The 19454-nt window shown below is 45.2% G+C and carries 17 protein-coding genes; 11 read left to right on the plus strand and 6 right to left on the minus strand.

Going from position 1 to position 19454, the window contains the following annotated elements:
* Window positions 1-64: 64 nt before the first annotated feature.
* The 6 genes from H735_RS05755 to cdd all read left to right on the plus strand — a co-directional run bounded on the left by H735_RS05755 (window position 65) and on the right by cdd (window position 6193).
* On the plus strand, window positions 65-1438 hold the full coding sequence (locus tag H735_RS05755) for an L-cystine transporter (RefSeq protein ID WP_020194842.1): 1374 nt from the start codon (window positions 65-67) through the stop codon (window positions 1436-1438).
* Window positions 1439-1663: 225 nt separating this feature from the next.
* Complete coding sequence (locus tag H735_RS05760; RefSeq protein ID WP_020194843.1) at window positions 1664-2344, plus strand: DUF1826 domain-containing protein; 681 nt, start codon at window positions 1664-1666, stop codon at window positions 2342-2344.
* A 162-nt stretch (window positions 2345-2506) separates the two neighbouring features.
* A complete protein-coding gene (gene sbcB, locus H735_RS05765; RefSeq protein ID WP_020194844.1) occupies window positions 2507-3928 on the plus strand; it encodes an exodeoxyribonuclease I in 1422 nt (473 codons plus the stop codon).
* A gap of 58 nt (window positions 3929-3986) precedes the next feature.
* Window positions 3987-4361 carry a CidA/LrgA family protein gene (locus tag H735_RS05770; RefSeq protein WP_005439820.1) on the plus strand — a complete coding sequence of 125 codons (375 nt, stop codon included), beginning with the start codon at window positions 3987-3989 and terminating at the stop codon, window positions 4359-4361.
* A 1-nt stretch (window position 4362) separates the two neighbouring features.
* Window positions 4363-5040 (plus strand): LrgB family protein, encoded by a 678-nt coding sequence (locus tag H735_RS05775; protein WP_009705896.1) that lies wholly within the window; start codon window positions 4363-4365, stop codon window positions 5038-5040.
* A gap of 265 nt (window positions 5041-5305) precedes the next feature.
* Window positions 5306-6193 carry a cytidine deaminase gene (gene cdd / locus H735_RS05780; protein ID WP_005439818.1) on the plus strand — a complete coding sequence of 296 codons (888 nt, stop codon included), beginning with the start codon at window positions 5306-5308 and terminating at the stop codon, window positions 6191-6193.
* A 49-nt stretch (window positions 6194-6242) separates the two neighbouring features.
* Here cdd and H735_RS05785 read toward each other — a convergent pair whose 3' ends face one another.
* Window positions 6243-6941: a putative periplasmic lipoprotein gene (locus H735_RS05785; protein ID WP_009705895.1), complete on the minus strand. Its 699-nt coding sequence runs from the start codon at window positions 6939-6941 to the stop codon at window positions 6243-6245.
* 207 nt (window positions 6942-7148) lie between these two features.
* Here H735_RS05785 and purT point away from each other — a divergent pair, with 207 nt between their 5' ends.
* Window positions 7149-8324, plus strand: a complete 1176-nt coding sequence (purT, locus tag H735_RS05790; protein WP_020194845.1) for a formate-dependent phosphoribosylglycinamide formyltransferase — start codon at window positions 7149-7151, stop codon at window positions 8322-8324.
* A 79-nt stretch (window positions 8325-8403) separates the two neighbouring features.
* Here purT and H735_RS05795 read toward each other — a convergent pair whose 3' ends face one another.
* On the minus strand, window positions 8404-9054 hold the full coding sequence (locus H735_RS05795) for a thiopurine S-methyltransferase (protein WP_020194846.1): 651 nt from the start codon (window positions 9052-9054) through the stop codon (window positions 8404-8406).
* Window positions 9055-9390: 336 nt separating this feature from the next.
* On the opposite strand from H735_RS05795, the gene H735_RS05800 reads away from it, so the two are divergent.
* Window positions 9391-10167: a RelA/SpoT domain-containing protein gene (locus tag H735_RS05800; RefSeq protein WP_005439815.1), complete on the plus strand. Its 777-nt coding sequence runs from the start codon at window positions 9391-9393 to the stop codon at window positions 10165-10167.
* Between the two features lie 144 nt (window positions 10168-10311).
* Here the strand turns inward: H735_RS05800 and ihfA are convergent, their stop codons facing one another.
* On the minus strand, window positions 10312-10608 hold the full coding sequence (gene ihfA / locus H735_RS05805; protein ID WP_005427969.1) for an integration host factor subunit alpha: 297 nt from the start codon (window positions 10606-10608) through the stop codon (window positions 10312-10314).
* A 526-nt stretch (window positions 10609-11134) separates the two neighbouring features.
* Here ihfA and H735_RS05810 point away from each other — a divergent pair.
* Window positions 11135-12013: an AEC family transporter gene (locus H735_RS05810; protein ID WP_020194847.1), complete on the plus strand. Its 879-nt coding sequence runs from the start codon at window positions 11135-11137 to the stop codon at window positions 12011-12013.
* An 11-nt stretch (window positions 12014-12024) separates the two neighbouring features.
* Here H735_RS05810 and H735_RS05815 read toward each other — a convergent pair whose 3' ends face one another.
* Window positions 12025-13020 (minus strand): LacI family DNA-binding transcriptional regulator, encoded by a 996-nt coding sequence (locus tag H735_RS05815; protein WP_020194848.1) that lies wholly within the window; start codon window positions 13018-13020, stop codon window positions 12025-12027.
* A gap of 235 nt (window positions 13021-13255) precedes the next feature.
* Between H735_RS05815 and H735_RS05820 the strand changes: the two genes are divergently transcribed.
* Complete coding sequence (locus H735_RS05820) at window positions 13256-14173, plus strand: aminoimidazole riboside kinase (protein ID WP_020194849.1); 918 nt, start codon at window positions 13256-13258, stop codon at window positions 14171-14173.
* Window positions 14174-14259: 86 nt separating this feature from the next.
* Here H735_RS05820 and H735_RS05825 read toward each other — a convergent pair whose 3' ends face one another.
* Complete coding sequence (locus tag H735_RS05825; RefSeq protein ID WP_020194850.1) at window positions 14260-15891, minus strand: glycoside hydrolase family 32 protein; 1632 nt, start codon at window positions 15889-15891, stop codon at window positions 14260-14262.
* Window positions 15892-16228: 337 nt separating this feature from the next.
* Here H735_RS05825 and H735_RS05830 point away from each other — a divergent pair, with 337 nt between their 5' ends.
* The gene (locus H735_RS05830; protein ID WP_020194851.1) at window positions 16229-16954 is read left to right on the plus strand and encodes a metallophosphoesterase family protein; all 726 of its coding nucleotides are present in this window, start codon (window positions 16229-16231) and stop codon (window positions 16952-16954) included.
* A 101-nt stretch (window positions 16955-17055) separates the two neighbouring features.
* On the opposite strand, the gene pheT is transcribed toward H735_RS05830, so the two are convergent.
* A complete protein-coding gene (pheT, locus tag H735_RS05835; protein ID WP_020194852.1) occupies window positions 17056-19443 on the minus strand; it encodes a phenylalanine--tRNA ligase subunit beta in 2388 nt (795 codons plus the stop codon).
* Window positions 19444-19454 lie beyond the last annotated feature (11 nt).

Raw genomic sequence — 19454 nt, forward strand, 5'->3', positions numbered from 1 at the left:
TTATCAGTATATAGCCCCGTATAAAAAACAGTCAGCATTTGGCGCTGATTAATAAGGTCAGATTATGAATTTCGCAGTGGTTGCCTCTCTGGCGGTGTTTATCGCCATATTATTCTTTCTTTTTAACCAACAACAAAAAAAGAACACGTTATCTCGTCTTGTGTTAATTGGTCTCGTGACTGGTTCACTTTTCGGTCTTGCTTTACAACTGATTCATGGTGAAGGCAGCGATGTGATTGCTCAAACGCTTGAGTGGGTTGGTATCGTTGGTAGTGGTTACGTTGGCCTGTTGAAGATGGTCATTATGCCATTGGTACTTGTCTCTATGATTTCAGCGGTTGTTAAGCTGGAAAAAGGCGGCTCTCTGGGTAAGATTTCTGGCCTTACGATTTCTGTTCTTCTCGTTACGACCGCTATCGCTGCCATGATTGGTATTCTGGTTACCACAACGTTTGGTCTTTCTGCAGAAGGCCTCACAGAAGGTGCGCGTGAAACAGCTCGTATTGCGGTACTAGAAAGCCGTGTAGGCTCAGTAAGCGACTTAACGATTCCTCAGATGCTAGTTAGCTTTATTCCAACCAACCCATTTGCTGACCTAACAGGAGCTCGCTCTACATCGATCATTGCTGTGGTTATCTTTGGTGTGTTAGTGGGTATCGCTGCACGTAAAGTGATGGCAGAAAAAGAAGAGCTAGAATCTCCTATTCGCACTTTTGTTGAGGCTGCTCAATCGATCGTGATGCGTTTAGTTAAAATGATCATGGCATTGACGCCTTACGGTATCGCAGCGCTGATGGCAAAAGTCGTTGCAACTTCAAGTGCTGGTGACATCCTTAACCTGTTAGGCTTCATCGTGGCATCGTACGTTGCTATTTTACTTATGTTCCTTGTACACGGACTACTAGTGTCTTTCGTTGGCGTGAGCCCAGCAGAGTACTTTAAGAAGATCTGGCCTGTACTGACATTTGCGTTTACGTCACGCAGCTCAGCAGCAACGATTCCACTTAACGTTGAAGCACAAATCACCAAGCTAAATGTGCCGCCAGCGATTGCGAACTTGTCCGCTTCTTTCGGTGCCACTATCGGTCAGAACGGCTGTGCAGGTATTTACCCAGCAATGCTGGCGGTAATGGTAGCGCCAACCATGGGTATTGATCCTCTAGACATCAACTTCATTTTGTCATTGATTGCTATTATCACGATTAGCTCATTCGGTATTGCCGGTGTAGGTGGCGGCGCAACTTTTGCGGCATTGATTGTACTACCTGCAATGGGCTTGCCTGTAACAATTGCTGCGTTACTTATCTCTATCGAACCATTGATCGATATGGCGCGAACTGCACTTAATGTGTCTGGCGCGATGACAGCCGGAACGATTACTAGCCGAGTGTTAAAGTCGACCAATAGCGAAACGGCGTTGGAAGAACAGAAAGCGTAGTCGCTACCCAATAATCATTTCTTATACGAGCCGATGGTTTTCCCATCGGCTTTTTTGGTTTTCAGACTCGCTAAAATAAAAGCATGACGAATCTCCCCCAACTCTTTCAAAGACTTACCAGAGTCTAAATAACATTTGCGGCAAATGGGTTTGTTAGCAATAATTGTTATGATATAACATTTCAACAAACTAAAGCCGCATACGAATAACATCGGAGGTTATATCATGACTTCAACTTTAACCGAGTCCATTACAACTGAAGCCTTGGGAAACACGCACAAAACAGCATGTTTCAGTGCACGAAAAGAACCGACGGTGTTGGCAGACATTTATCAGGAAGACATCAATATCGCGATTTGGCAGCGTCAATTTGATCAACAACTGATTGATGCCAGCAAAGCGTTTGTTACATCAAACCCCAACTTTGGTAAGTCGTTGAGCGTCTCCCCGGAAAATGCTTTAGAAACGTTGCAATTCGCAACTGACGGAAAAGCACCAGACGTGCTACTAAGAAATATTGCTGAACTGGTTGATATGTTCTGCTATCTGTTTGAACTCAAAGATGCAGGATTACGCCTCGCAACGCTCAATAGTGCAATGTGTCCCCGCTTTCACGTTGACCAAGTACCTTGCCGATTGGTAACCACATATCATGGTACTGCGACACAGTGGCTAGCCAACGACGCCGCCAATCGCGCCAAACTGGGGCACGGTAGCAATGGACTCCCAGACTCGGAATCAGGTTTGTACATGAAAGAGAATGACATTCAACATTTGTCTGGGGGTGATGTTGCACTTCTGAAAGGTGAACGTTGGAGCGGCAATGAAAACAGAGGTCTGGTACACCGGTCTCCGAACATTGAATCGAGTGATCCTCGCTTGCTATTAACCTTAGATTTTGGGTGATACAACACCTCAATAGTCTAAGCATTAGTCAATTCCCAAATATTAAGCCGACGGTTCGCCTTCGGCTTTTCCATTTTCACAACATCACCTTGCATCTTTCGTTGCGAGTCAAGGCGTTGAATGGTCTAATACCCTCAATCGGTTCCGTAAACGGTAAGCAGAATGCACCAAGATAATCAGCCCACTTTTTTCTTTTTTGATTACGAGACTTGGGGAACAAGTCCAGCCAAAGATCGTCCAAGCCAATTCGCAGGCGTTCGCACTGATGAAAACTTCAATATCATTGGTGAACCTTTGGTCATGTACTGTCGTCCACCTGCTGATTATCTCCCTTCACCAGAAGCTGCTTTGATCACTGGCATTACGCCACAAAAAGCCATGCAAGAAGGCCTACCTGAGCCAGAGTTTATCGCTAAGATCCACGCCGAGCTTTCCAAACCAAACACAACGAGCCTTGGTTACAACAGCATCCGTTTCGATGATGAAGTCACACGTTACACTTGTTACCGCAACTTTATCGACCCGTATGCGTGGAGCTGGCAAAACGGTAACTCGCGCTGGGATTTGCTCGATGTGATGCGAGCGTGTCATGCCCTTCGTCCTGAAGGTGTGGAATGGCCGGAGAATGATGAAGGCTTTACGAGCTTCAAGCTTGAGCATTTATCCGTGGCTAACGGCATTGAACACAGCAATGCTCACGATGCGATGGCAGATGTAATTGCTACTATTGAGATGGCGAAGAAAGTCAAAGCCGCGCAACCAAAGCTGTTTGATTACTTTTACTCGATGCGTAACAAGCGCAAGCTGAACGAGTTAGTCGATATTGTAAACATGACGCCATTGATGCACGTGTCAGGCATGATGGGACGTGAGTGCCAATACACAAGTTGGATTGTGCCAGTGGCTTGGCATCCAACCAACAATAACGCCGTCATCACGATTGATTTAGCCAAAGATCCTCAGCCTATTCTTGAGCTTTCAGCAGAAGAGTTGAAAGAGCGTTTGTACACCAAACGTGAAGAGCTAGGTGACTTACTGCCTGTACCCGTAAAGCTCGTACATCTGAACAAGTGCCCTATCCTTGCTCCAGCTAAAACGTTAACGGCAGAGAACGCAGAGGTAATTGGAATCGACCGTCAGAAATGTTTGAGTAATCTAGCGTTGCTGCGTCAACACCCAGAAATCCGTGAGAAGCTAATTAGTCTATTCTCTATTGAGCGTGAGTTCGAAAAGAGCGATGATGTGGATACGCAACTGTACGATGGCTTCTTTTCACCAGCAGATCGCGCAGCGATGGACATTATTCGTGAAACAGACCCAAACAACCTTGCTGCACTGGACATTGAGTTTGATGACAAACGCATCAAGCCGTTGCTGTTCCGTTACCGTGCCCGTCACTACGCTGGCACACTGGATGAACAAGAACAAAGACGTTGGGCACAACACTGTCGTGAAGTTTTCGAAAGCCAAATTGAAGAGTACATGCTGAATTTAGAAAACTTAGTTCACGAACATGAAAGTGACGAAAAGAAGATAGCGATACTAAAATCCGTCTATCGTTATGTAGAGAGCTTAGCCTCCTAATTTCTTACCTTGTTCAAGCGCACCTTCGGGTGTGCTTATTGTTTTATATGCTGTCAAAATGATTAAAGATCGATTACTACAGCTGGTCCATTTGCTCATTTCCCTCGCACTCATCATGGGAGCACTTGGCATCGGCAACACTATTCAAAAATTCACTGGCGTTTCTGTTCCTGGAAGTGTCATCGGCATGCTTGTGCTGTTTTTCTCTATGACCCTTGGCTTCGTCAAAGTCGAATGGGTTAAACCTGGCGCAACGCTTTTCATTCGCTACATGATCTTATTGTTCGTCCCAATCAGTGTTGGTTTGATGCAGCACTTTGATATGTTGCTGGCGAATGCGCTGCCAATTATTGCAAGTGCAGTTGGCGGTTCACTGATCGTATTGGTCAGCTTAGCGTGGTTCTTAGATTACTTGCTGAAGGAGAAACACTAATATGTGGTTACTTGTCACTATTGTGGTTTTCCTTGCCGCTCGTCAAATCGCAATTAAGGTTAACAACCCAATCGCTAACCCGCTTTTAATCAGCATTGCCGTATTGATCCCTCTACTCACCTTTTTGAAAGTGCCGTTTGAAACCTACTACGCTGACAACGAGTATATTAGCTTCTTGCTTCAACCCGCTGTTGTTGCGCTAGCGTATCCCCTCTATGAGCAACTGCCTCAAATCAAAGCCAATTGGCGCATTATCGCACTGGCTTGCTCTTTGGGCAGCGTGATGTCGATGCTAACAGCGACACTGATTGCCGTTGCGTTCAAAGCAGACATCAGCCTGATTGCAAGCTTAGTGGGCAAATCGGTAACTACTCCTATCGCGATGGAAATCTCTAGCCACTTAGGTGGAGAAGCTGCCGTTGCGGCTATTTTAGTGCTTATCGTTGGGTTATTCGGGGCGATTTTGGCTTACCCAATCTTCAACCTTATCGGCATTAAGCACCCTATCGCTCGCGGCCTGACAATGGGTACTGTCTCTCACGCACTTGGGACAGCAACATGTGCTGAAAAACAGCCTGGTGATGCGGCTTTCTCATCTCTAGCTTTGGTACTGTGTGGCATCATCACTTCTATTCTTGCGCCAAGCTTCTTTGCTTTGGCTGTTTGGTTATACCAATAAAGACCTCAATGACCTGCTCTACTTTGCTTCCCGATAAAGTGAGCAGGTCATAATCTCATCCAGAAAATTCGCAGTATGAATATACGTTGATATAGTTATTAGTGGGACAGAGATAACGTTAAATCGTCGTGAAATCGAATACATGTGTGAGCTCACTCTAATTATGTAACGTAAATTATCATTACACACATTAACGTGATCTAAAGCACAGAACATTTCCATCTTTCACATAGAATAACTGTCCATGCAATAACAAGGATTCAACATGAAAAGTCGCATTGAACAGGCGCTAGCAAGCGCTCCTGAAGCACTTTCAACACATCTTGCTCCTATCGTTCTCGCTGACGATTTTGATGCCACTATTTCTGAGCAACAGTTTGATGAGCTGCTGAACGCTACCAACCTTTCAGACAAAGAGCTTCGTGTTGCTCTACTTCCTTTTGCCGCAGCGTTTTCTTACGCTCCAATTTCTGAATTCTATGTCGGTGCGATTGTTCGCGGTCTATCTGGTCGCCTTTACTTTGGTGCGAACATGGAGTTTTTCGGCGTTCAACTGGGTCAAACCGTTCATGCTGAGCAGTGTGCGATCAGCCACGCTTGGATGAAAGGCGAACATGGTGTGAAAGACATCACCATCAACTACAGCCCTTGTGGTCACTGTCGTCAGTTCATGAATGAACTCACTACTGCAAAAGAACTCAAGATCCAATTGCCAGAACGCGAAGAAAAGTCACTACACCACTACCTTCCAGAAGCTTTTGGTCCTGCAGACTTAGGCATCGAATCTGGTCTAATGGCAGATGTAAAACACGAGTTTGTGTGTGATGAAGATGACGCTCTGATCCAAAAAGCGGTCAGCGCAATGAACATCAGCCACGCGCCTTACACTAACAACTTGAGCGGTATTGCTCTAGAGATGAACAGTGGTCGCGTATTCCAAGGCGCTTACGCAGAAAACGCAGCGTTCAACCCTAGCCTTCCACCACTTCAGGTTGCACTGATTCAAATCCTGATGGCTGGTGAGCAGTTTGAAGACATCAAAGCTGCTGCGCTGGTTGAGAACTCACAAGGCAAGATCAGCCACCTAGCCGATACTCAATCAACGCTAGAAGCGCTAAACCCTGATATTCCAGTGAGTTTTGTGAACGTTTAATTCATAAACTTCAATACAAATAAAAAAGAGCCCGTCGGGCTCTTTTTTATTATAGGAATTCAGTTAATCGATTCGCGGCTCTTTCTAATGCCAGGTTGATCACCTTTGTAATCTCTGGATATTGGTTGTCAGGGTCATCCCAATCAACATCTTCCGGTAGCATTACCTCTTCAAGAATCTGGTGTTCCATGACAATCTTGTTATTGCTGAGATCAACCAATGTCACTTCAGCATTAACATAACCACGTGGCGATGTAAGTGGAATAAAACCATAGTAATCACGCAACGTTCCGGCAGCCATGGTTTGAATTACCAATAAGTGGGTCGCTTGATACTGTTCTTTTACTGCAGAAACATCGTAGTCAAAGTAGCCCTTTTTACGTTCTTCTTTCGGCAGTTTATGTTCATCGGTCGCTTCATAGTATTCTGGAAGAATCACACTGCGACTTCCTCGGCTCTTGATAAGTGTCGCGACCTTGGATTTACCCAATTCAAACTTATCGTGTTTCAGTGACTGGATATGAGATTCAACACTATCTGTCACCATTTCATTGATGGCCATATCCAGCAGACCTTCACCACCTTTCCTATGCGCATCCATCTCTGGAGGCTGAACAAACGCAACGGCGATATTTTTGTCACCACCCGTTTGCCAAAAGTCTGAAGGGATATCCATCGCCTTTTGAGATACACACCCAGACAAAAGCATCACTGCAATAGCACAACCGATTATTCTTATATATTTCATTATATTAGACTCCTTTTTATAGAAGCGAAGAAATCTATCAATATGAAATATATTCTCAATGAGAATAATCATTTATTGTGATTTATTGCATATTAATTATTACAAACGTAGAAGCCAAGCGATGACGCAAACGTTTGCATCATTACAAAAAATCAGTATGATCCCCTGCAAATTCGGTTTCATCACTTTATTTTGTAAGGGAACACTATGTTCGGTACTGCTACTAGCACTCATGCTACCCGTGTATTACTTTTGGGCTCTGGCGAGCTTGGTAAAGAAGTGGCAATTGAATGCCAACGTCTTGGTTTGGAAGTGATCGCGTGCGACCGTTATGCCGATGCTCCAGCGATGCAAGTTGCGCATCGTAGCTACGTCATCGACATGCTTGATGGTCAGGCACTGGAAGAGATCATCAATAAAGAGCAACCTGCTTACGTGGTTCCTGAAATTGAAGCTATCGCGACCGACAAATTGGTTGAGTTAGAAGAGAAAGGCTTGAACGTTGTTCCTACAGCGAAAGCAACTAAGTTGACAATGAACCGTGAAGGCATTCGTCGCCTTGCTGCTGAAGAGTTGGCCCTAAACACTTCCCCTTATCAATTTGCTGACAGCTTTGAGGACTTTAAAGCAGCAGTAGAACACGTTGGAATCCCGTGTGTTGTTAAGCCAGTGATGAGCTCTTCTGGTAAAGGCCAAAGCGTTATCAAATCAGAAGAAGATGTTCAAACGGCTTGGGATTACGCACAAGAAGGTGGTCGTACAGGTGCAGGGCGTGTGATTGTTGAAGGCTTTATTGACTTTGATTACGAAATCACATTGCTAACCGTGCGCGCAGCTGATGGAGTGCACTTTTGTGCTCCGATTGGGCATCGTCAAGAAGATGGTGATTACCGTGAATCATGGCAGCCACAAGCAATGTCAGACAACGCCATCAAAGCAGCTGAATACACAGCAGAGAAAGTTGTTAATGCACTGGGTGGCTACGGTATCTTTGGTGTAGAGCTGTTTGTTAAAGGCGATAAGGTTATTTTTAACGAAGTGTCCCCTCGCCCACACGACACCGGCATGGTAACCATGATTTCTCAAGAAATGTCTGAGTTCGCACTGCATGTTCGAGCGTTCACTGGAATGCCGATCAACAACATCGTTCAGTATGGACCATCAGCATCAGCGGTTATTTTAGGCCAAGGTACATCAACTGATATCCGCTTTGACAATGTTGCCAAAACACTGGCTCAGCCACAAACCCAAGTACGTTTGTTTGGCAAACCTGAAATCGACGGTCGTCGTCGCTTAGGCGTTGTTTTAACGCGTCGTAAGACGATTGAAGATTCGATTGAAGATGCAGTGAATAACGCATCTAAAGTGCAGATCGTATACTAATTTCATTAATCAGCTAAAGATAGACAAAAGCGCAGCTCAATTGGCTGCGCTTTTTCTTTCTGTGGGTTCGAAAAGTCCTTTATTCGCTCTCTATTAAGTAGACTTCTTCAGAGAAGCGGCTTAGACCTTTCTTCGCAATTTTAGGATGGTTTTCGTCGGCTTGGTCGACATTCAAACACGTCACCTTATAACCCGCAAACAGCTGTTCAATCTCTTCGACTGGCACGCTAAATGGAGGGCCTGACATCTCATCCTGTGGGTAGTTAAGAGTCACAAGTAAAATACGTCCACCAGGGTTCAACAGTTGCTTGAGACGAGTTACGTACTCTTCTCGCATTTCTTGCGGCAAAGCCACAAGCGCAGCACGGTCGTAAACGATATCGGCTTTAGAAACAGGCGCAGTAAAGAAGTCGCCAGTGTAAATCGACAACTCATCGAACTGATACAACTCATGCATGCCGTTTAGTGATGTGACAGTCGGCGTGTAGAAGTGTTCAGCAAAAAACGCACGCACGGCGATAAGGCTGAGTTCGACACCCTGCACGTCATCATGCTTCGTCGCAAGCCATACTAAATCCTCTGACTTTCCGCACAAAGGAACTAACACGGTGTCTTCACGTTTAGGATTGGTATGCTGCCAGAATGCAGGTAACAGTGGATTCACGTCATCTAGGTGGAAACCAATTTGGTTACTCGCCCATTTACTGTGCCAAAATTCTTGATCTCTCATTTTACTTCTACTTGTCGGCTGATTGTGGATTCGAGCTTTGCGCTTCGCTTTTGTGGGGTAAGACTAATGATTTTTTCAAATTTGTCTATGCCGTTCATCTTTGGTTAATACTGCAATGGTAGTATGGCTATCGTTCAAGAATGAACCCTTCCTTTTTCTGGTTGTCAGAATAAAGGAAAGCAAAATGGTGATCTAGAACACGATTCCACCATAAGGCTAAAAAACTGCCTTGGAATCTATCGTAGAGCCCCCATCAACTAGGTAGTACCTGATTTGCGAATCTTAGTGACCTTTTCGTTACCCATTTTCTAAGTGCAAGCAAGTTAAGGAGAGTGAATGAGCTTATTTTTACGTACTACAGCATTGATGCTTTTAGTACTAAGCCGTGCGCCGGCGTTCGCCGCACTTCCAAATGTCCCGAGTAACGAGCAACAAAACCGTTCTGCTAGCCAAAACGAAGTTTGCTCAAAATTGTTTAAGCATAGCCTTAGTGGTTTGTATGGCATTCAGTCAATCGACTCCAAACCAACTCAACCTTATTCAGATTTCGACGTACTTTACAGCAAAGCTCACCAAGCGCAGTTCGAGTTAGAAACCATCTGTAAAAGTACTGCCCTTCTTACTGACGCCCAACCTTACTTCGCAGGCGTTAAATCTCAACATCGTGCCGAAGAAAAAATTGCTCACGAATTGGATGGCCAAGTAGAGCGAATTACAGACTTAGCACGAGCAACTATCGTCGCGGATGACGTAGCAAGCCTTGTATCTGTGTACGAAGCGTTAGAGCGTGAAACTACCATCGTTAAAGTGAAAAACCGCTTTAAGAAACCAACGGCCTCTGGCTACCGCGACTTGAACCTGTTGGTTCGTCTCCCTAAAACGAATTTGATTGCTGAAGTTCAATTGCACCTTAAAGCCATTGCTGATGTTAAGAATGGCCCGGAGCATGATTTGTACGAACAAATTCAGAAGCTGGAGCGTCAAGCTCTGGTAGAAGGACGAAACTTAAATGATATCGAGACAGCGTCGATTCGCAGCATGCGCACTCAATCGAAAAACTTGTATCAAGAAGCTTGGCATCCGTACCTGACGACACACCTAGAAGCGGCGTAAACAAGCCGTCTTTTAGAAACTGATTTCCTCAGTACTGAAAAACCACCGCAATTGCGGTGGTTTTTTATTTGTTCTTTAGTAAGTAACGAAGCGTACAGACAAAAAGACCACGACAAAGCGTGGTCTCATTCCATGTTACATGGCTTACTGGTCTGCCTTTAGGTTCTCTACGCGAGCTTTCAACTTCTGACCCGGGCGGAACGTAACGACACGTCGAGCAGTAATAGGAATATCTTCACCAGTTTTCGGGTTACGACCAGGTCGTTCGTTTTTGTCACGAAGGTCAAAGTTACCAAAACCTGACAGTTTTACCTGTTCGCCACTTTCTAGTGCCTTACGAATTTCTTCAAAGAACACTTCCACCGTTTCCTTGGCGTCCCGTTTACTAAATCCCAATTTATCAAACAGGTTTTCTGCAAGTTCGGCTTTTGTGAGCGCCATAAAACTTTCCTCAAAGCTATGTTAAACAATGCTACCTAGTGTAGCGCCAGAGCAGTTTTACCCTACCAATTCAACAACATATCGGGGTTACATCAGGAAGTGTATGCCAAGCTTATGATTTTCGCCAACTTTTTTCTTTGCTAATATACCGAATGTTTTACCACTGAGGTACTTTACCTACCATCATTTCCAGATTTTACTTTAATTCCTTCTCTATCGAGAAAAATATCCAGTTTAAATTACTAGTTTAAAACCTTAAAACAACATTAATCACTATTTAATAAAAATGTCAGATACTGGCTATTTTACAAACAATTGACACAAAACTTCTCTGTTTTTCAGTAGTTTGAGTCACTTCAAAAATAGATCTGACCAGTCACATTCAGCATACTTTTTTTACCTATTCTGCTAGGTGAATTGAAAAACGAAAGCTTGAACGAAGACAAAATTCTGCGTGTTACTCCATGACGGTAAATGGAAACATTGATACTGTTTTCACATACCGCCCTCTTACTAGCGAGCCAACATGTTTCACCAAGTCGTCAGCATTCTCTTCCCTGTATTCGCTTTGGTTTTTGTTGGCTATCTCGTTGGCCGCTACATCAGACCAGATTTTCGCCCCATCAATCGCATTAATATGGATGTGTTCACGCCAGCACTCGTCTTTTCATCGCTGGTAAGCATGCCTCTCAACATGGAGCAAGCCCCTCTTTTAGTTGCTGCTGTTATTGCTGTCGTCGTTCCTGGCCTTGTGATGCTACCAATTACGAGACTGACCGGTCTTTCATTTAAAGCATGGGCACCACCACACATGTTTCGAAATAGCGGCAACTTAGCGATCCCGCTGTTCACGTATACGTTCGGTGAACTCGCTTTACCCTCGGCAGTGCTGTTGTTCGTTGTCTCAGCCTGTTTACACATCAGTTTGGGCGTAATGCTGCTCAGTAGCGGAAACCCCTTCAAACAGATCATTAAGATGCCGATTTTCTTATCTGCTTCACTCGCTTTGGTCATTAACCTTTCTGGAGTTGGCATTTGGAACCCGTTGTATGAGGCGACCGCATTACTCGGACAAGCGGCGGTACCAGTGATGTTGCTTTCATTGGGTGCCCAGATGTTGAACCTGAGATTAGGAGGTTTAAAGGTAGGTCTTATGTGTACAGTGCAATCGCTTGGGACTGGTGCGATCGCATTTGCATTAATCTATTGGTTGATTCCACTGCCGACAATGCAACTGCAAATGATGGTGTTGTTCACTATGCTGCCACCAGCCGTCATGAACTATTTGTTTGCAGAGCGACTTAACATTGAGCCAATGACAGTCGCTTCGATGGTGTTGTTTGGTAATTTCTTCAGCATAATTACGTTGCCGCTACTGCTGTTGTTTACCCTTTCACTCTCTTGAGCAAATCAGCCCTAGCGATAGTGGATCTTCGCAGGAAGCACCACTTGCTGTGGGGTGTGTTTTGGATCGGTTAGCAGCGCTTTGCCGGCTTCATATAAGCTTTGCGCAATCAAATCACAATCCTGTTCAATCGAATCTATCTTAATTGGTAAGCAATCCAAAATAGCGTAGTTGTCGAACGTCGCAATTTTCATCTCTTCATTTAACAGTTGCTGCTCTGAAAGAAAACGCAAAACCCCTTCAAGGATGGAGTAAGAAGCAACGAACAAGCGTTCCGGAAGGCGACCTAACTCTTGATAGGTTTCCTGCATCATTTGATAGCCTGACTCGGGTTGGTAATCCTTGTGTTTAACCAATGCCGCTTCAAATTTCACGCCGGCTTGCTCCAACCCTGCTTGGTAACCGGCAAAACGGTCTTTACTTGGGGACAGCTCTAACTGACCGCCAAAGTAAGCGCACTCTTTTGCTCCCTTACCCAACTTCTCCACGACTTGCTTAGCGGCGTTGTGAGCGTCGGTTTTGATTGTCGTCATCTGCTGCTGCTCAATAACACGGTCAAACAAGATCACAGGCGTAAACTGTCTGACTTCTTGATAAAAGCTATCGTCAGACATAGACGTTGCGACCATCAGTAAATCAACTTGTCTTTCTAATAGGCTCTTTACTGCTTCTTGTTCTTGCTCAGGTTCATCCTCAGAAGAGGCGATCAACAACTGATAACCACTGCTTCGAGCGAGCTTCTCGAGTTGCTTAGCGGTTGTAGCAAAACCCATGTTGGCCAAATCAGGAATAACCAAGCCCAAGGTATACGTTTTTTTCGCTTTTAAAGCGCGGGCATAAAGGCTTGGTGCGTAATTGTGTTCCGCGACGACTGCTTGGACACGTTTTACGGTGTCTTCATTGATTCGGTGTTTCTTGGCGTGTCCATTTAAGACAAAGCTGACTGTGGATTTAGACACTCCGGCCAGTTCTGCAATGTCCGCTAGCTTTAATTTTTTGTTCTTCACCTGGTCATTCCGTGGTTATTTTAAGCTTGGGCTTTTTATTATCCCGCCAATGATACTCAGGTTAATTATGAAAGCCATCACAATCCCCCACTTTGCGCTTGGGCAAACACTCTAGATCATGGTTAAGATCACAATTAACGTCATTTTGACCTTTTTGGTTCAAATAAACATTGATCAGCTAAAACGATTTAGCAAAAATGTAGTTAGTGATTAGATTCTATTTTAGGTAGTAGTTATGAGTAAGATTTGGGTGACTGGCGATGCCGTTGTTGATTTGATTCCAGATACAGAAAGCACGTATTTGAAGTGCCCTGGTGGCGCGCCAGCCAACGTTGCAGTCGCAATTTCTCGATTAGGCGGTAACAGTGCTTTCTTTGGCCGCGTTGGTCAAGATCCTTTGGGTCGCTTCATGAAAGCAACGCTGGCACAAGAACAAGTCAACACAGATTACATGCTGTTGGATGAAGCACAGCGCACATCAACTGTGATTGTAGATTTAGATGACTCAGGTGAACGCAGTTTTACTTTTATGGTGAAGCCAAGTGCAGACCAATTCCTAATCCCTGCTGACATCCCTGCATTTGTTCAAGGCGAATGGCTACATGTGTGTTCAATCGCACTTGCAAACGAACCGAGTCGCAGCAGCACACTAAAAGCGATGCAAGATATTAAAGCAGCCGGTGGCTTCGTCAGCTTTGATCCAAACCTGCGTGAAGAAGTTTGGGCTAACCCAGAAGAGTTAAAGCCTGTGGTTCGCCAAGCAATTGAGCTGGCTGACGTGGTGAAGTTCTCTGACGATGAGCTGCTGTTCCTAACCGACACGGACTCACTCGAAGCGGGTCTTGAAGCCATCAAAGCATTCGATAATACGCTTGCCCTTATCACTCAAGGTGCAAAGGGCGCGTTGGTTGTATTCGAAGGTGAACAAGAGCTGATTGCGGGTCAAGCAGTGAAGCCTGTTGATACAACAGGCGCTGGCGACGCCTTTGTGGGCGGTTTGCTGGCTCGTTTAGCTCAACAAAATGAGTGGGCGAACAAAGAAGCGATCCATTCAGCAGTTAACTGGGCAAATGGTTGTGGTGCTCTAGCGACGACGCAAAAAGGCGCGATGACAGCATTGCCAACTCAAGATGCTTTGTTGGCTTACATTTAGAACAAGATTGCTATTGCTTGAAGCTTAGGTAATAAAATAGAAATCCCCGCAATTGCGGGGATTTTTTTAATTTGTCGTTTTTAGAATTAAACGTTTTGGAAAGGCGCTGCTGCCGCTTTCAAATAATGCAGAGTTGCTTCTCGCTCTCCGCCTTGTAAAGACAAACGTGTCGCATCGACATCAGTAAACACACGCGACGTCATCACCGCTTCACCACCGTTAACAAACACTTCAACAGAAGAAGTATCCGCTAAGATACGCAGTTCAATCTTGCCAGACTCTAGCGGTAACTCGCGAACCGTATCTTGTGCTCGATTCAATGTTTTAGAACGATCTAAGATCAATCGACGCTCAACGTCATCCGCTTTTATCGTCAGTTTTTGCGTTGTATTTTCGAAGAGGCATAACTCGTCTCCCCACTCCAACGTGATAGTTAAATCGAAAGACTTCGCTCCGATATCCATACCATCGGAATTCAATACAAATTCGTTTGTGGATTCAATTAGCGATTCAAGCTCATGAATTGGATATTGATACAGCTTGCCATCACGGAAGTTCATTTCACGCATTGTCGTCAGTTGATGTACCCAGCCATTGTCTGAACTCGGTTGATCGATTTCATCTGGTAATCCCATCCAGCCACACATAACACGGCGACCATCTGGCGTAAGCATGGTTTGTGGCGCGTAAAAATCAAAACCAAAATCGAGGTGTTGGAATTCGCTCAACTGAAGGCCATCTTTTTCATTCCACTTTGCCTTCACAATGCCATTATGGTGAGGAATTGAGTTGTATTCGGAAAACGAAGGAATGCCTTGCGGGCCAATTACAACAAAGCTCTGCTCAGACAAATTGAACATGTCCGGACATTCCCACATATATCCGAAATCACCAAACTCATCGCCATACAAACCGTCAAACGTCCATTGATATAAGTCGTCAGATTTGTAAATCGCTAGGCGCCCTTTTAGCTCTTCCGTCTGCGCACCCAATAGCATTAGCCACTGGTTATCGTGACGAATCACCTTAGGGTCGCGGATGTGTGGTGCTACACCAGGAGGTAGTTCACCAATCACCGGACCATGCTTAACGAAGTTCACACCGTCAGTTGAAGTCGCTAAGCACTGGGTTGTATGACGATCTCGTTGCGGCCCAATTCGTGTATTGCCTGTGTAGAACAACATCAATTCGTTTTCTTGGCTAAGCGCATGACCAGAAAATACACCATGACTATCGAACCAATCTGAAGGTGTGAGCGCAACGGGTTGCCATTCCCAGTTGATCAAGTCAGTACTGGTTAAATGTGCCCAATGCTTATCTTTGTGTTCGCACCCATACGGATACCATTGGTAAAACACGTGGTATTGGCCATTGTGGAACACAAAACCATTTGGGTCGTTAAGCAAACCTCGTGGTGGCGTTATATGCCATAAGGGACGGTGCTCACATTCAACAGGCTCTTGAAGTGATTCAAAGCGTTTCGCTTGTTCTTTGGCGATCCTCTCTCCTAGCTGAAGTAATGCTTCCGCACTGACAGAATCTGAGCGCACAAATCTCACTTGCATTTTTCCCTGAACTTCTTGTAGCTGCTCAATCAGCTCAGAGTCTTGAATTAGCGTGTGTTCACGCACTTCAAAAATAAGGTCTGAATCAGGAATCAAAACGCGAGAGATGTTTTCAACTCCCCCACAAACGGCAATGTATGGTGCTAACGACATTTACTTTAACCTAAAACTCAAGTTGGGAACGTTTGCAAAAATAACATATCAAATAACGAATTCATAGATAACAGCGGATCATAGACAACAAAAACCGTGATCAACCTAACGCTCTAAAGCATCTTTTAATTTATGGCTTAGTACTTAAGTTCTCGTTAGCTGCTACGCTGTTTTTCACATTTGAGAACGTTCCCTAAAAAATCTAATTAATCAGTGGAAGATTTAGATCTACCTTTCTTACAAAGCGGTAATAAGCAACGTAGAGGTTTACTATTAAAACCAATAGGTTAAGTGTTACACTGAAACCATTCAACCAAACGTTACATTGCGAAATTCCATGAAGTCGATTTTCCAGATCAGCGATTGTCACTTAAGCGATCCATCTAGCTTTGAAAACCTGCGCAAAGCGCTGTTGTGTGCTCAAAATGATTCATCCTGCGATACCCTTTTTCTCACTGGCGATCTGTGTTGCAATCCTCAACCTGGCGCTTACCTCAGTCTAGTCAACTTCATAGAACAACACACCCGAAACAAGCGTATCTTCGCCATCGCTGGTAATCATGATGACCATGAACTGATGAAACAAGAACTGCGTGGAAGTTGTATCGCCGCTGTCAATAAAGCCAAGCTCCATGGACGAGAGATTATATTTTTGAACTCAAGTGCAAAACCATTGGATAAGCGACATCCTTTAGGCTCTGGCCGAGTTGATAACCTTGGTTTAGCAGTCTTAACTAAACAGCTTCGCCACGTCGCCAACCCGATTGTAGTTGTCCACCACCCTATTATTCCTGTCGGTTCGGATTGGATGAAAGCGATTTGCTTGGAGAACGACGCAAGCTTACTTGCGCTTTTGGCAAAGCATCGAGTTCAAGATGTAATTTGCGGACATGGACACGATGCGCTGACTATATCGCAGCAAGGTGTGACTCAACATATGGCACCCGCGACCGCTTATGGCTTTGACCACAGTATTGACGAATACAACCGAAGTGAAAGAATTGGTGTGAATAAGATTTGCTTTGAAGGTGAGAGGATAAAAGTGGAGACAATTTGGCTCTAGCTATTCCCTATTCCCTATTCCCTATTCCCTATTCCCAAAATACAAAAAACCCTGCCGAGCTGGCAGGGTTTTCATTTCTTGAGAAAATACGTTACGCGAGATTAGTCACGTAGAGACGCACCAAACTTCTCAGAAACGTGAGCAACGATAGCGTCAACCGCACCAGCGATATCTGCATCTTCAAGCGTACGCTCAAGTGACTGTAGAGTCAGAGCGATTGCTAGGCTCTTCTTACCTTCTTCAACGCCTTTACCTACGTAAACGTCGAACAGTTTCGCATCTTTAAGGAACTCGCCACCTTGCTCTAGACAAGCGTTAACGATGTCACCAGATGCAACAGCTTCATCCACCACTACCGCGATATCACGACGGTTTGAAGGGAACTTAGAAAGCGCTACCGCTTCTGGGATCACTTTGCTGTTGATTGCAGACCATTCGATTTCGAATACGATAGTACGACCGTTTAGACCGAACTTACGCTCAAGCTCAGGGTGAACGGTACCGATCACGCCTACTTCTTTGCCGTCTACGATGATTGCCGCAGATTGACCTGGGTGAAGTGCTGGGTGCTTAGCTGCAGCGAAAGAGTACGCTTTTTCGTTCGCAGATAGCTCTAGAATTGCTTCTAGATCGCCCTTAAGGTCGAAGAAATCAACAGTGTTAGTTTCGATATCCCAGTGCTCTTCACCGCGAGTACCAGCAATAACACCTGCAAGCATAGGCTCTTGGCGCATGCCGTTTTCTGCAGATTCACATGGGATGAAACGTAGGCCGTATTCGAATAGACGAACGCGTGGCTGTTGACGCTTCTGGTTGTGAACAACCGTGTTCAGCAGACCTTGGATAAGGCCAAGACGCATTGCTGACATGTCTGCAGAAATTGGGTTTGGAAGCACTAGAGGCTCAACACCAGGTACAACTAGTTTTTGTTGCTCAGGCTCAACGAAGCTGTATGTAATTGCTTCGTGGTAACCACGGTCAACAAGAAGATCACGAACACGTTTCAGTGGAAGATCCGCTTCAACGTGGTTGTGCATCTTAAGTGCTGCAGCTGGGTGTTGGTTAGGAATGTTGTCGTAACCGTAGATACGGCCAACTTCTTCAATCAGGTCTTGCTCGATAGCGATATCGAAACGCCATGTTGGTGCTACTGCCATCCAACCTTCTTCTGAAGCTTCAACAGTCAGGCCTAGGCGCTCTAGGATTTCTACTACGTCAGCATCAGCGATGTGGTGACCTAGTAGGTTGTCTAGTTTAGTGCGACGTAGAGCAACTTTGTTTGGCTTAGGTAGGTCTGCTTCAGACTCTACTGCAACAACAGGTGCTACTTCACCACCACAGATCTCAACTAGAAGCTGAGTTGCACGCTCCATTGCGCTCACTTGTAGTGCGTAATCCACACCACGCTCGAAACGCATTGAAGAATCAGTGTGCAGACCGTAGCTACGAGCGCGACCACGGATGTGGTCAGGTGCAAAGAATGCACACTCTAGTAGAACGTCTTTAGTCTCAGTTGTTACACCAGACTCTTCACCACCAAAGATACCTGCGATTGCAAGTGCTTTGTTGTGGTCAGCTACTACTAATGTATCTGCGTTTAGCTCTGCTTCGCTGCCGTCAAGAAGTGTTAGCTTCTCACCTTGCTCAGCCATACGAACTACGATGCCACCTTCGATCTTCGCTAGATCGAATGCGTGCATTGGTTGACCTTGCTCTAGAAGAACGTAGTTAGTGATGTCTACTACAGGGTCGATAGAGCGAATACCACAACGACGCAGTTTCTCTTGCATCCATAGTGGCGTTTCAGCTTGAACGTTTACGTTCTTAACAACGCGACCTAGGTAACGTGGACACGCAGCTGGCGCTTTCACTTCGATAGACACTTTGTCTTCGATTGAAGCCGCTACTGCTTCTACTGATGGCTCAGTTACGTCAGCGCGGTTTAGTACGCCAACTTCACGAGCTAGACCACGGATGCTGAAACAGTCAGCGCGGTTTGCTGTTAGGTCTACGTCTACTGTTACGTCGTCTAGACCTAGGAATTCACGGAAATCGGTACCGATTACTGCGTCTTCTGCTAGTTCCATGATGCCGTCTGACTCAACGTCGATACCTAGTTCAGTGAATGAACAAAGCATGCCGTGAGATGGTTGGCCACGTAGTTTCGCTTTTTTGATTTTGAAATCGCCTGGAAGAACAGCACCAACTGTTGCTACTGCTACTTTCAGACCTTGGCGACAGTTGTGTGCGCCACAAACGATGTCTAGAAGCTCTTCTCCACCCACGTCAACTTTAGTTACGCGCAGTTTGTCTGCATCTGGGTGTTGACCACATTCAACAACGTGACCAACTTTAACGCCGTTGAACGAACCTGCTACAGGTAGCACGTCATCAACTTCTAGACCCGCCATTGTAATTTGGTGAGTTAGTTCGTCAGTGGTAATCGAAGGACTAACCCACTCACGAAGCCATGATTCGCTGAATTTCATAGTGATTTATC

The sequence above is a fragment of the Vibrio owensii CAIM 1854 = LMG 25443 genome (assembly GCF_000817815.1).
GTDB classification, from domain to species: Bacteria; Pseudomonadota; Gammaproteobacteria; order Enterobacterales; family Vibrionaceae; genus Vibrio; species Vibrio owensii.

What these genes read in the sequence shown, in the direction of transcription:
- H735_RS05775 (WP_009705896.1), top strand. Translation starts at nt 4,363, where the DNA reads ATGTGGTTACTTGTCACTATTGTGGTTTTCCTTGCCGCTCGTCAAATC.
- H735_RS05825 (WP_020194850.1), bottom strand. Translation starts at nt 15,891, where the DNA reads ATGTCGTTAGCACCATACATTGCCGTTTGTGGGGGAGTTGAAAACATC.
- pheT (WP_020194852.1), bottom strand. Translation starts at nt 19,443, where the DNA reads ATGAAATTCAGCGAATCATGGCTTCGTGAGTGGGTTAGTCCTTCGATT.
- purT (WP_020194845.1), top strand. Translation starts at nt 7,149, where the DNA reads ATGTTCGGTACTGCTACTAGCACTCATGCTACCCGTGTATTACTTTTG.
- H735_RS05760 (WP_020194843.1), top strand. Translation starts at nt 1,664, where the DNA reads ATGACTTCAACTTTAACCGAGTCCATTACAACTGAAGCCTTGGGAAAC.
- H735_RS05810 (WP_020194847.1), top strand. Translation starts at nt 11,135, where the DNA reads ATGTTTCACCAAGTCGTCAGCATTCTCTTCCCTGTATTCGCTTTGGTT.
- sbcB (WP_020194844.1), top strand. Translation starts at nt 2,507, where the DNA reads ATGCACCAAGATAATCAGCCCACTTTTTTCTTTTTTGATTACGAGACT.
- H735_RS05755 (WP_020194842.1), top strand. Translation starts at nt 65, where the DNA reads ATGAATTTCGCAGTGGTTGCCTCTCTGGCGGTGTTTATCGCCATATTA.
- H735_RS05770 (WP_005439820.1), top strand. Translation starts at nt 3,987, where the DNA reads ATGATTAAAGATCGATTACTACAGCTGGTCCATTTGCTCATTTCCCTC.
- H735_RS05800 (WP_005439815.1), top strand. Translation starts at nt 9,391, where the DNA reads ATGAGCTTATTTTTACGTACTACAGCATTGATGCTTTTAGTACTAAGC.
- H735_RS05830 (WP_020194851.1), top strand. Translation starts at nt 16,229, where the DNA reads ATGAAGTCGATTTTCCAGATCAGCGATTGTCACTTAAGCGATCCATCT.
- ihfA (WP_005427969.1), bottom strand. Translation starts at nt 10,608, where the DNA reads ATGGCGCTCACAAAAGCCGAACTTGCAGAAAACCTGTTTGATAAATTG.
- cdd (WP_005439818.1), top strand. Translation starts at nt 5,306, where the DNA reads ATGAAAAGTCGCATTGAACAGGCGCTAGCAAGCGCTCCTGAAGCACTT.
- H735_RS05820 (WP_020194849.1), top strand. Translation starts at nt 13,256, where the DNA reads ATGAGTAAGATTTGGGTGACTGGCGATGCCGTTGTTGATTTGATTCCA.
- H735_RS05785 (WP_009705895.1), bottom strand. Translation starts at nt 6,941, where the DNA reads ATGAAATATATAAGAATAATCGGTTGTGCTATTGCAGTGATGCTTTTG.
- H735_RS05795 (WP_020194846.1), bottom strand. Translation starts at nt 9,054, where the DNA reads ATGAGAGATCAAGAATTTTGGCACAGTAAATGGGCGAGTAACCAAATT.